The organism is Paenibacillus sp. DRB1-1, from assembly GCF_052119485.1.
In the GTDB taxonomy this organism is placed as follows: domain Bacteria; phylum Bacillota; class Bacilli; order Paenibacillales; family Paenibacillaceae; genus Paenibacillus; species Paenibacillus polymyxa_B.
Genome location: NZ_JBODQH010000001.1, coordinates 4,320,915 through 4,333,709 on the forward strand (window position 1 = coordinate 4,320,915; position 12,795 = coordinate 4,333,709).

Annotated in this window: 12 protein-coding genes; all 12 read left to right on the top strand. The window is 42.7% G+C overall.

All coding sequences use genetic code 11. The annotated features are described in order from the left end of the window. Window positions 1–62: 62 nt before the first annotated feature. The 12 genes from ACQW03_RS19475 (at window position 63) to ACQW03_RS19530 (ending at window position 12,763) form a co-directional block, all read left to right on the top strand. Window positions 63–1,976: a beta-glucoside-specific PTS transporter subunit IIABC gene (locus ACQW03_RS19475; protein WP_071642119.1), complete on the top strand. Its 1,914-nt coding sequence runs from the start codon at window positions 63–65 to the stop codon at window positions 1,974–1,976. Window positions 1,977–2,007: 31 nt separating this feature from the next. After that, window positions 2,008–3,465: a glycoside hydrolase family 1 protein gene (locus ACQW03_RS19480; RefSeq protein WP_071642117.1), complete on the top strand. Its 1,458-nt coding sequence runs from the start codon at window positions 2,008–2,010 to the stop codon at window positions 3,463–3,465. A gap of 277 nt (window positions 3,466–3,742) precedes the next feature. Continuing rightward, window positions 3,743–4,579, top strand: coding sequence for a methyl-accepting chemotaxis protein (locus tag ACQW03_RS19485; protein ID WP_071642115.1), 837 nt, complete (start codon window positions 3,743–3,745; stop codon window positions 4,577–4,579). Window positions 4,580–4,673: 94 nt separating this feature from the next. Beyond that, window positions 4,674–4,817 (top strand): TetR-like C-terminal domain-containing protein, encoded by a 144-nt coding sequence (locus tag ACQW03_RS19490; RefSeq protein WP_256703357.1) that lies wholly within the window; start codon window positions 4,674–4,676, stop codon window positions 4,815–4,817. A 181-nt stretch (window positions 4,818–4,998) separates the two neighbouring features. Continuing rightward, window positions 4,999–5,805 carry an alpha/beta fold hydrolase gene (locus tag ACQW03_RS19495; RefSeq protein WP_441951279.1) on the top strand — a complete coding sequence of 269 codons (807 nt, stop codon included), beginning with the start codon at window positions 4,999–5,001 and terminating at the stop codon, window positions 5,803–5,805. 24 nt (window positions 5,806–5,829) lie between these two features. Next, complete coding sequence (locus ACQW03_RS19500) at window positions 5,830–6,813, top strand: sensor domain-containing diguanylate cyclase (protein ID WP_025718041.1); 984 nt, start codon at window positions 5,830–5,832, stop codon at window positions 6,811–6,813. 216 nt (window positions 6,814–7,029) lie between these two features. After that, complete coding sequence (locus ACQW03_RS19505; RefSeq protein ID WP_441951281.1) at window positions 7,030–7,992, top strand: helix-turn-helix domain-containing protein; 963 nt, start codon at window positions 7,030–7,032, stop codon at window positions 7,990–7,992. 108 nt (window positions 7,993–8,100) lie between these two features. Continuing rightward, window positions 8,101–9,303 (top strand): MFS transporter, encoded by a 1,203-nt coding sequence (locus ACQW03_RS19510; protein ID WP_441951283.1) that lies wholly within the window; start codon window positions 8,101–8,103, stop codon window positions 9,301–9,303. A 351-nt stretch (window positions 9,304–9,654) separates the two neighbouring features. Beyond that, complete coding sequence (locus tag ACQW03_RS19515) at window positions 9,655–9,981, top strand: hypothetical protein (protein ID WP_441951285.1); 327 nt, start codon at window positions 9,655–9,657, stop codon at window positions 9,979–9,981. A 15-nt stretch (window positions 9,982–9,996) separates the two neighbouring features. Continuing rightward, window positions 9,997–10,404 carry a hypothetical protein gene (locus tag ACQW03_RS19520; RefSeq protein ID WP_231517239.1) on the top strand — a complete coding sequence of 136 codons (408 nt, stop codon included), beginning with the start codon at window positions 9,997–9,999 and terminating at the stop codon, window positions 10,402–10,404. 405 nt (window positions 10,405–10,809) lie between these two features. Next, a complete protein-coding gene (locus tag ACQW03_RS19525) occupies window positions 10,810–11,820 on the top strand; it encodes an ABC transporter permease (RefSeq protein WP_181016545.1) in 1,011 nt (336 codons plus the stop codon). A 34-nt stretch (window positions 11,821–11,854) separates the two neighbouring features. After that, window positions 11,855–12,763, top strand: a complete 909-nt coding sequence (locus ACQW03_RS19530) for an ABC transporter permease (protein WP_258296649.1) — start codon at window positions 11,855–11,857, stop codon at window positions 12,761–12,763. Window positions 12,764–12,795: the final 32 nt, after the last annotated feature.

Here is a 12,795-nt window from a genome sequence, read left to right on the forward strand (position 1 = left end):
ATCGAATTTGATCTATTTTGGTTTTGCCTTTTTTTATAAATACAATTAAAGGGGAAGTTACAATGAAGTATGAGACATTAGCAAAAGACATCATCAGAAATGTCGGCGGCAAAGAAAATGTGAATAGTCTAACTCATTGTATTACACGCTTGCGCTTCAAACTAAAAGATGAAAGTAAAGCCAATACAGAGGTTTTGAAAAATATGGATGGTGTTGTCACTGTGGTAAAGAGTGGCGGGCAATACCAGGTTGTTATAGGTAACCATGTACCTGAGGTTTATGCTGATGTTACTGCTGTAGGCGGTTTTCAGACAGGAGATTCAGAAGAAGCATCAGGTGAAAAAATGAGTTTGTTCAATAGGTTCATTGATACCATTTCAGGTGTATTTACACCCACGCTGGGTGTCTTAAGTGCCACAGGTATGATTAAGGGCTTCACCGCCTTATTTGTAGCTTTGGGCTGGCTGGCCACTACATCGGGCACCTATCAAATTCTTAATGCTTTAGGTGATTGTTTGTTTTACTTCTTTCCTATTTTCCTGGGGTATACGTCAGCTAAAAAGTTCAATGCCAACATTTTTATAGGTATGGCTATAGGTGCATCGCTTGTGTACCCAACATTTAGCACGATAACAGCCTCGGGCAAACCACTATACACTCTATTTAGCGGTACTATATTTGAGTCACCGGTATATATCACCTTCTTAGGTATTCCGGTCATTCTGATGAGTTATGCGTCAACCGTTCTTCCGATTATCATATCCACCTATGTAGGCTCAAAAATAGAAAACTTCTTTAAAAAGGTAATCCCTAGCGTAGTGAGAACATTTTTGGTTCCGTTTTTCACATTGTTAGTTATTGTACCCTTAGCGTTGATTGTGATTGGACCTCTCTCGACTTGGGCAGGTCAACTGCTTGGCGCTGGAACCCTCTTTGTGTATAACTTAAGTCCGATTATTGAAGGTATGCTCATGGGCGCTTTCTGGCAAGTGTTTGTTATCTTTGGATTACACTGGGGACTTGTTCCTATCGCTATGAACAATTTAGCAGTGCTTAAATTCGATCCGATTCTTGCGGCTACGCTGGGAGCTTCCTTTGCTCAGACGGGCGTCGTACTGGCGATTTTGTTTAAAACCAAAAATGTAAAGCTGAGATCACTTTCCATTCCAGCTGTCATCTCTGGGATTTTTGGTGTGACAGAACCAGCAATTTACGGGATTACATTACCACGTAAGAAACCATTTATTTTAAGCTGTATAGCATCCGCAGTAGGCGGCGGTATTATAGGAATGATGGGAACTAAAGGTTACATTATTGGTGGATTGGGTATTTTCGCTATCCCGAGCTATATCAGTCCGGCAGGAATAGACAACGGATTTTATGGGGCTGTTATCGGTATCCTGGTAAGCTTTGTATTAGGTTTCTTGCTTATGTTCTTTGGCGGATTTAAAGATGACGAAGTGAAAGAAGCAAAAAAGGAAGATAGTACACTAGGAGCGGCAAAAGGAGAAGTTTTAGTAAAACAAGAGACGGTGATGAGTCCATTAAAAGGTGAAGTGAAGTCTTTATCTGAAGTAACAGATGAAGCCTTTTCGACAGGTGCTCTTGGTAAAGGGATTGCCATTGAACCTTCTGAAGGTAAGGTCGTTTCACCTGTAGATGGTGTATTAACATCATTATTTTCTTCAGGTCATGCGATTGGGATTACAAGTGATCACGGTGTTGAGGTCCTCATCCATGTAGGCAAAGATACGGTCAAATTAAAAGGCAAACATTTTTATCCTAAAGTAAAACAGGGAGATGCTGTTAAAAAAGGCCAGCTGCTTATGGAGTTTGATATGGAAGCTATAAAAGAGGCTGGTTATGTCTTGACCACACCTGTTATCGTTGCCAATACTACGAATTACCTGGATGTCATTGAAACAGAGAAGAAGGCGATTGAGTATCAAGAGGATTTATTGACCGTCGTAGTCTAATCTTAATTAAATGTTGAGGAGGAATTAAACAATGAAAAATACAACTAAATTGGAATTTCCACAAGGATTTTTATGGGGAGGTGCAACGGCTGCCAACCAATTTGAAGGTGGATATAATGAAGAAGGTAAAGGCTTAAGCACTGCTGATGTGATTACGGCTGGAACGCATACGACTTCCCGAAGAATTACACCTATACTGGAAGAAGGAGTGAACTATCCGAGTCACGAGGCTATTGATTTTTTCCACCGCTATCAAGAGGATATCCGCTTATTTGCAGAGATGGGATTCAAGGTCTTTAGAATGTCCATTGCGTGGTCAAGAATATTTCCTAACGGAGATGATGCAGAGCCGAATGAGCAAGGCTTGCAGTTCTATGATCGTGTATTCGCAGAATTGAAAAAGTATAATATTGAGCCTTTGGTTACAATCTCACATTATGAAGCACCGTTTCATTTGACCCAAAAATATAATGGTTGGTCAGATCGCAGAGTCGTAGATTTTTATGTGAGATATTGTGAAGTGCTTTTTAACAGATACAAAGATGTCGTGAAATACTGGTTAACCTTTAATGAAATCAATATTTTAACCTTGTCATTTGGAGCATTCATGGCTGGAGCTATGATGCCGGAGGGGAATGGAGAGCTTGCCCATGCTACAGTGAAGGATGAGCAGGTTCTGTATCAGGCGTTGCATCATCAATTTATTGCCAGTGCAAAGGCTGTAAAGCTGGGTCATGAAATCAATAAGGACTTTAAAATCGGTTGTATGATTGCTTATATGTGTTCCTACCCACTTACATGCCATCCTGATGATATTCTGCTAGCTCAACAAAAGGATAACTTAAGTAATTTCCTATGCTCAGATGTTCAAGTAAGAGGAGCTTATCCGGGATTTGCCAAACGCTATTTTAGAGATCATAACATTCAGATCAAAATGCAAGAAGAGGATGAGGACATCTTAAAGGAAGGTTGCGTAGATTTCTATACTTTCAGCTATTATTCCTCTACTTGTGTCAGTGCCGATCCCAACCAGGAGAAGGTGGGAGGAAATTTATCTATGGGCTTAAAGAATCCTCATTTGAAAGCAAGTGCCTGGGATTGGCAGATCGATCCACAGGGATTGAGATGGTCCCTCAATAACATTTACAACCGATATGAAATCCCGTTAATGGTTGTTGAAAATGGCCTTGGCGCCGTAGATACAGTGGAAGAAGACGGCTCCATTCACGATGATTATCGAATTGATTATCTAAAGCAACACATTGAGCAGATGAAAGAAGCGATTGCTGATGGAGTAGACCTAATAGGGTATACGCCTTGGGGATGTATTGATCTGGTAAGTGCGGGAACCGGTGAAATGAAAAAGCGTTATGGGTTTATATATGTCGATAAGGATAATGAAGGCAAAGGAACACTTGCCAGATCCAGAAAAAAGAGCTTTTATTGGTATAAGAATGTGATTGAAACCAATGGAGAGCAGTTGAATTAAATCTTAGTGCCTGTTTCATAAAAGTCATACCGTCAGCGCGTGCCCATTTTAATCGGTACGCGCTGTTTGAATTTACATTATGAAACGAAAATAATACCTTACATGGATATGCATCCCGGCCGTAACAATGGATTCCCTTCAGGAAACTACGGAGATTGTTTATAGGTAGGGGCTCAACATCATCCATAGTATTTTTAAATTCACTAAACACATGGGATGAAAATGTCGAAATAGAGGATAGGACTTATATCAAAATATAAGGAAGTGGATACATATTATGAATCAAGTAGAAGCTGTTTTGACCGCCATGCCATTTATCAAAGAAGCTGCACGACAAGATGTTTCAATTTCCGTAATGGACAGGGAAAAATTTCTGTTCTTTCAGTCGGGTAAAAGCTTAGTTTGTGACTTCAAAGCTGGCGATCCTCTTCCTGATGTGCACAGAGACTTCAAAATGCTAGTAGGCGGTAAAAAGACCAGAGAGCGTTACGCTGCTGAAGTTTTCGGCATCGCTGCTGATTCTTACTTTCATCCGATTAAGAATGAACAGAATGAAATCGAGGCCGTAATATGTATCACCTATAGTATGGATAATCAAGATCAACTGAAGAAGTTGATGACTCAAGCCGAGGATGTTACAAGCAAGCTAGTTGAAGGGATTCAGCATGTGGCGGCCCATTCGGAGGAGCTTAGTGCGACAGCCGAAGAAATTCTAAGCAATACTAAACAGGCGGTTGAGGACTCCGGTAACGTGACTGAGGTGGCCGGCTACATTAAGGAAATTTCAGAGCAGACGAACTTGCTTGGATTAAATGCAGCAATTGAAGCAGCCCGAGTGGGTGAGGCAGGAGCTGGTTTTGGGGTTGTGGCTACAGAAATCCGAAAAATGTCTACGGGCACCAAGGAAGCAACCGGACGGATTGAACAGTCCTTGCAAGCCGTCAGACAATCGGTTTATAACATGGAACAAGAAATCACACAGATTGCGGTTTCCTCCCAAGAGCAAGCCAAGCTTGTAACGGAATTTATGAATATTATTGATCAATTAAATGTAACCAACCACGGCTTGAGAGGGTTAGTAGAAAAAATTACGGATGATGTTGAAGCAGAATAAAGAATGAAAAAAAGTCTCGGTCTGTGAATTTGTACATTCTGTAATGGAAATGTAGATTACAGGCCGAGACTTTTTCTAATAGTAAATTTTTGCTATAAGATTTAACGCTTATGGAGGAGTGAATGTGACTAAGGACTGGCTTGAGAATGGCATGAAGGAATCTCCAGAGCAATTAGGCGAATTAATATTCTCTGCGATGCCCTTGCCTATAAAAAAACATTTTCATTTAGATGAATAAATGCCGCGTAGAGGATACAGATATGAATTTGAATGAGTTACATGAACAGAGTTACTCCGAACTAGAAGAATATGGAGTACTTGTATTTCTGAAAGAGATTCATTATCCATAATCAAATCTTTTCCGATATAATAATGAAAAGAAGCTAATAGAAGATACTACCTCAGAGAGGTGATTTATAATGGCCGTTAACATCCTCGTACGTAATAATGTAAAAGTGCTGGGCTCAGGCAGCCAAACGATCGTATTTGCTCATGGCTTTGGATGCGATCAGGATATGTGGCGTTATATCGTCCCTAGCTTTATCGACAACTACCAAATCGTCTTATTTGATTACGTAGGTTCTGGAGATTCTCAAATTAAATACTATGATTCAGAAAAATACAGCGACTTACAAGGGTATGCCCAAGATGTGCTAGATATTATGGAAGCGCTAGAATTAAGAAATGTCATATTCGTCGGACACTCCGTTAGTAGTATGATCGGAATGCTTGCTTCTATCCGCAATCCCCAATATTTTGGGCGCATCGTCATGCTCGGTCCCTCTCCTCGTTATGTGAATGACCTCCCCTATTATTATGGAGGCTTCGATAAGAGTGACATCGATGAATTGCTTGATATGATGCAAATGAACTTTATCGGCTGGGCTAGTTACCTGGCACCCATTGTTATGCAGAATCCTGAACGACAGGAATTAACCGAAGAGTTGGAGAAAACCTTTTGCTCAAGAGACCCTCATATTGCACGACAATTTGCGGAAGTGACTTTTTTTTCGGATTGCCGTGTCGATCTCCAGCATGCTTCGGTTCCTACACTGATTCTCCAGTGCTCGGACGATAGCATTGCTCCGATTGAAGTAGGGAATTATTTACATACTCATCTTAAAAACAGCAGGCTTCAACAGATGAGGGCGAAGGGGCATTATCCTCACTTAAGTCAACCTGGAGAAACAAGCGATCTGATTAAAGAGTATTTAGCCAGTGTGTAATATCAGAAGAAAGGCAGTCATGAAATGGATATTCAATTAGATAAAGCTCCCTGTGGATATTTCTCAATCTCAGATTCTGGCTTCATTCAATCGGTGAATCAAACTTTATTGGATATGCTACTTTATGATCGTAATGAATTGCTCGGACGGCCGATTGAATCCACAATGTCTGTTACCAACAAGCTATTTTTTCACACTTATTTTTATCCCTATATTCAGTTGTACGGGCATGTCGATGAGATGTACTTCTCGTTTCGGACAAGTGATCGACAGGATGTGCCTGTACTTCTAAACGGGGTACGCCAGGAACGCAACGGAGAAACTGTTATTGATTGTGTAGTGCTTATGATGCGTAAGCGAATTGAACATGAGAGAGATATTCTGCAGACCAAAACCAAGCTTCAGGAATTATATCAGGCTACGAATGAAGCGAACCAGAAGCTTGAACGGTTGCACGAAGAATATGAAATCAAACAGCAGGAGCTAGAAAGGATTAATCTCCAGCTTGAAACGATGGCATCAACGGACCCGTTAACCGGTCTTAAAAATAGAAGGTATTTCCAAGATCAATTACTAGCTAGCCTCGCGTCCTTTCGTGAGAGTGGAATATCTTTTTCGCTGCTTATCATTGATATTGATCGTTTCAAAAGTATTAACGATACTTATGGTCATCCAGTGGGTGACCTAGTGCTTACGAATCTGGCAGAATTACTGCAATCCATGTCACGGGACAGGGACATTGTCGCTCGGTATGGCGGCGAGGAGTTCGTAATTATTCTTCCGGGCAACGATCAAGAAGAAGCTATTCTTACAGCGGAAAGATACCGCTCCACGACGGCCTCGATGGATTGGGGAGAATATGCTATTACTGTGAGTATTGGTGTGGCAACGGTTATGCAAGAGGATACGGAACAAACGATTGTTCATCAAGCGGATTTAGCTCTGTATGCTTCCAAAAGTGGCGGGAGAAATCGGGTCACTCATTCAGCAAATCTCGTAAAGAGATAGATAAAGTCTTAATAAAGGGAATTAAGAGCTGACGCGCCTTAGAGCTAATTAGCCGAGCCTACCTCTTACGGCGGGCTTTTTATTATAAAAGCCCCGGAATGTCTCCACAGCTTACTCCAATAGGTCTGGTCAAACCATACAAATTCAGCTACTATTATTGATAACGATTCTCATTCGAAGGATCAGGATGAATGAAAACATTTGAGGTGGACGCTTGTGAATTCAAATTCGTTATCATTAATATATCAGCATTATTTGGAAAAGACCCCGTTCAGACAACAGAATGAGCATACGTATATGATTTTACCGGAAGCGGGCCATGGACATATCTACCGAGTTACAACTTATAGCGGAATTGAGATCGTGTATTCGCATATTCAATATCACGAGCCGTATCCGACGAACTTTGCTTCCAGTGGACAAATGATTGAACTCCAATTTGCGCTTTCGGGTCAACGTCATGTGAATGTGGCTGGGTTGGATTATACACTCCCGATGGGACAGGGGGCACTTATTTTTTTACAGGATTTTAAAGCGTGCTTTCATCCTCCGGTTAACGAGCAATACAAATCATTTGCACTTGGCATTCCGATTTCGTTGTTTAATTATGCGGCTTCACAGTTAGCGGCTCGTCGGCAGGTAGCTATTGAATTTAATCAAATTCTTAAGGGAGCTACATTCCATCACTTTAGTTTTGAACTGGATCACAGAAGTATAGTGATGATTGAACATTTGATCAAAGACTTGAAAAGTGTGCATAAATCGCCTTTGTTAATGGAAGCAGCGGCACTTGAGATTTTAAATCGATTTATGATTCAATTATTTGATTTAACACCTATGCCCGAAGGTTTGTCTAAAGAAGATGTCAGAAAGCTGCATATGGCTCGGGAGATACTTGAATCCAGCATGATTGATCCCCCCTCACTGATCACATTATCCAAAAAGGTTGGATTAAACGATTTTAAATTAAAAAAAGGATTCAAAGCCTGCTTTGGAACTACTGTATATGAATATTTGCGCCAAGTTCGCCTCGATTATGCGATGAAACTGCTCCGAAGCCAAGAAAGCAATGTGACTGAAGCTGCGATGGCTGTAGGATATAGCAATGTGAGTGCATTTTCAGAGCAATTTTTCCGGGAATACGGAGTGAAGCCATCGTCCTTAAAGAAGGTATTTTAAAATAAAAATCCGTTTAACCGTAGAATAATCCGTATATAGGCAGTAGAGTGGTGCTGTGACTCGTATACTTCTGCATAGAGAGAATCTATAACAGAGGAGTGTGCGAGGATGAACAGAATAAAAGGGAGCATCTTTTTCAGTGTATTTGTGGCTATGCTAGGGCTCATGCTCATTGCTCCAATTATGCCGCCCCTTATTCGTGAGTTGGGGTTAAGAGAAAGTCATTCTGGGTTAATTATATCGCTTGGCTCCATAACGATGGCCTTAATGGCCCCAATATGGGGAAATCTGAGTGATGCAAAGGGACGCAAGCCTGTGATTCTGCTTGGATTCATAGGGATGTGTGTAAGCTGCTTGCTGTTTACGCTTACTCTTTTTGCAGGATTAAATGGTTGGCTCAGCGGGGGGCTGCTGTTAGTCCTGTTAATTGTTACACGCGGTTTGATCGGCGGGTTTATCCCGGCGGTATTGTCATCCTCCCAAGCTTATATGGGAGATGTGACCGAGGGAGAAGATCGAGGCAGTGGGATGGCTATCATTAGCGCGGCCAATGGACTTGGATTAGTATTTGGGCCTGCTATTGCAGGTGCCTTTACTTTAATAGGCTTGCTGTGGCCTCTATATTTTGGGATTGTGATTGCCGCTGTAGCATTTGTAGTGGCCTTGCTGGCAATTCCGTCTGCCAAACCCGTTATTCAGCAAAAGCCAGCTCGGATTAACCCGTTTCAACTCGGTCTACGAATGTATTTGTTTGCAGGTTTGGTTACGATGATTAGTATTGTGACCATCCAGGTTATAGGCGGATTTTATTTTCAAGATCAATTAGGCCTTTCATCCGAAGAAACAGCAAGAGTGGTTTCCTTTGGACTTATGTTTTCCGGGGCAGCGATGTTGATTGTACAGATCGTTCAGATGAAATGGCTTAAATGGCAGCCCAAGCCGATGATTTTGCTCGGTTCTCTGTTCCTTATTGCTGGTATGCTGATATTCCTCATGTCAGCCAGCATGGTCGTTTACTATTTAGCGTTCTTTATGTTTGGTATAGGTACAGGCTTGCTTATGCCTGGATTTATGGCTGGGGCTTCTCTTTCTGTTAGTAAAGAACAGCAAGGGGGAGCCGCTGGTCTGGTGGCCACTGTCCAAGGCATTTCTGCGATTATTGCTCCTATTTTGACAACGACGCTATATCGGGTGGACAAATATATTCCTTTTGCTCTTATAGCAGCTCTGGTAGCTGTTATGGCCATCATTATGTTGGGGGTAAGAAAGAGAAAAGGGAATAGTGAGCTGGTATCTCAGAAGGCCAAATAAATAATAGAATTGTTTGATAAACCCATAGGCTTCCGTGCTATATTCAAGAGAAGCCTATTTTGTTTGCTGGTTTGAATGATAGTCAAAAGGTCTCAATTTGCTAATTCATAAGCTACATAGTTTAGATATCTATTATAATAAGTTTTAAGAAATAATATGTTTTAAGAAAATTAAGGAAAAGCAGAAGGAAAATGGGAGGATCATGGGAATCCAGCAAAAATGGGTGGTTTTAAACAAAAAAGTACCTCTTATATTCGGACTACGACTGAACTCCTGAGGTGAATGAGAAGGTGAAATCCGATTTAGGGGGGGGCTAGTTAAGGAGGAGTTCATGAAATTGGAGGGATGCAAATGGGTTGGGAGTATGGAATTAAAGTCGCAGATGTTAAGGATATTCAAGTGCTAATGGATCGTTTAGCTGAAGCATTGCCTAGGATTGACGGATATCGGATGCAAAGGGATGAGGATGGCTTTGCCCTGCTTCAGAATGATCTCGATTGGCCTGAGGCGCTCCAAGTTTCAGTGGAAGAGGCAAGGAATATTGAAGGGTTAGAAGATGATGAACCTTATATCTATTGTCTATTTCATATCGGCGGCGGAGATGCTGTGAGGTTGAGGGAAGGAATGTGCAAGGTGCTGGAAGAAGAGAAATGCGCTGCGGATTGGTTCGAGTTGTAGCCGAAGAAAGGAGTGGTGAGATTGAGTAAGAAGGACAAAAAAGAGATTCAGACACTAATCTATCGCTATAGTGGTCCACGAGCCAATATTGGGTATACTTTTGAACCGCTGCGTTATGGGGATACGGATGAACCAAAGCTGGAGGAGATAATCTTTATCTACGCAGATGACTTTGATATCGTGTTGTCTGCGTTAAAGTCCAAATATCCACTTGACGATCCTGATACGGGGGAAACGTATGAGGCTTTTGATCCCTGTTGGGATAATCCGATTCCGGAGTCGATATGGCATGAGATATTAACAGAATTGGATGCTTGGCCTGCCAAGGAGCCGGAATTGCGCATATTTATCGATTCCTTTATAGCTTGGGTCAGAGCACACCTGAAGCGAGCAAATGGTATTATCGTGACTGGAAATCTATAGAGAAAGACAAAGCAATACGTATTTTCGCTCCCCCTCGCTTCAAGGTGCGACCGGACAGCAAGCTGCTGAGTCGAACACCTCGTTCTTTGCAGTGCTCGCGATTATTTCTCCTTTCCTGATCGGCCTAATACTACAATCTATATATAAAAAACAAGCGATTTCCTTTTGAAAGGGGACCGCTTTTTTTGGCATCATGCTGATTTTGATTTCTATATTCAAATAAAACACGACATTTAAATAACATGATGAGTAACTTTAGTGCGCAAACGACAAAATTCGTCATTATTTTTAGTTGTTCAGGACGTGGAAACCGTTCTTGTTCCTTAGTACAATGAATAAAAATAACAAGTGATGAAAAGAAAGGTGACAAAGACACGAGGAATTACGGATAAGGGGGGACAGGCTGTGGCCGTATACACACTACGTAGATTGATACAAATGATTCCGGCACTGCTTGGTATTGTCGTCATTACATTCATGATCTCAAGAGTGCTTCCGGGTGATCCTGCCGTGATGCTTGCGGGGGAACAGGCTACACCCGAGACGATTGAAAATATTCGAAGCAGCATGGGACTGGATCAACCGAAGTACATTCAATTTTTTCACTATGTAGTTGGATTGTTCCAAGGTAATCTGGGTCAGGCTTATCACACCGGACAGTCAGTGGCAAGCGACTTTGCTACCCGGTTTCCAGCAACCATCGAGTTGGCGCTGGCAAGCTTGGTTATTGCGATTCTGGTGGCAATCCCAATCGGCATCCTGGCAGCAACCCGTAAAGAATCGATTGTTGATCACATTTCACGTGTGTTTTCCTTGATCGGTGCATGTATGCCCATTTTCTGGATTGGCCTGTTATTCATTTATATCTTCTATGCTAAATGGGGCATCGCTCCTGCGCCCATGGGTCGAATTAGCGGTGACATCAATCCGCCGACGCACGTTACGGGACTTTATGTACTCGATAGTTTGATGACCGGTGATTTTGTAGCTTTAAAAAGCAGTTTATCCCATTTGGTTCTGCCAGCAGTCTGTCTCAGTACAGGCACTATGGCGATTGTGGCACGGATGATGCGTTCCAGCATGCTGGAAGTGATCGGTCAGGATTTTGTTCGCACAGCCAGAGCCAAAGGTCTGCGCGAAGGAATTGTTATTTATAAGCACGCACTCATTAACGCCTTTATTCCAACACTTACCGTACTTGGTTTGCAGGTCGGTTACCTGATTGGTGGAGCGGTTATTACCGAAACCATTTTTACCTGGCCAGGAGTGGGCAGCTATGTGACGGACTCCATTTTGGCGGCTGACTACGCACCGATTCAAGCATTTACCCTCGTAAGTGCGCTGATTTACAGCTTTATCAATCTTGGAGTCGACTTGGTTTACGGATTGATTGATCCACGTATCCGGTACGAATAATGAACGAAGCACAAAAGTAGGGGGAGGTACTCGGATGAGCACTGCAAGTGATTTGGTGGCAAAAGCGGCTGTACCTCAGCCTAATGCAGCCGCTATACCGAAACGAAAAACCTTTTGGCGATTGTTGTTTGGCAATAAACTCGCTTTAATCGGATTCATCTTTATCGTTGGCTGGACGCTCATTGCCATCCTCTCATCATGGATCGTTCCACATGATCCTTATGTAACCGACCCGGCGAACAAGCTGCTGCCGCCAAGTGCAGAACATTGGTTTGGGACCGATAATTACGGACGTGACATTCTCAGCCGTGTCATTTACGGAGCCAGAATCAGCATATGGACCGGGATGATTGCCGTGTCGATCTCATTTATCATCGGCGTACCGCTTGGAGCCATCGCAGGTTTCTATGGCGGTCGAATGGGCAGCATTATTATGCGCTGTATGGATATTCTGTTGGCTTTCCCGTCGCTGGTACTCGCCATGGCCATTGCTGCAGCGATGGGACCAGGACTGATGAGTGCACTCATCGCCGTGGGCATTGTAGGCATACCCGAATTCGCCAGACTGACTCACGGACAAACCATCTCTCTCCGGGAAAAGGAGTTTGTTGAGGCCAGCCGGGCGATTGGTGTAACGAACGGAACGATCCTGTTTCGCCACATCTTGCCTAATGCACTTGCCCCACTGCTTGTGAATGCAACGCTTGGAATGGGCTTCGCCATCCTCACCTCAGCCAGTCTCAGCTTCCTGGGACTCGGTGTGAAACCCCCGATTGCTGAATGGGGTGCAATGATTTCAGAAGGGCGAGCGTATATCATTTCCGGGGAGTGGTGGATTGTAACCTTCCCGGGTCTTGGAATTGCGACAGCTATTTTGGGCTTCAATTTGCTTGGAGACGGTTTGCGGGATGTTCTTGATCCTAGACTGCGCTCTAGCAAATAAAAATAAATAGATCATTAAAGGGGAGAACGTAA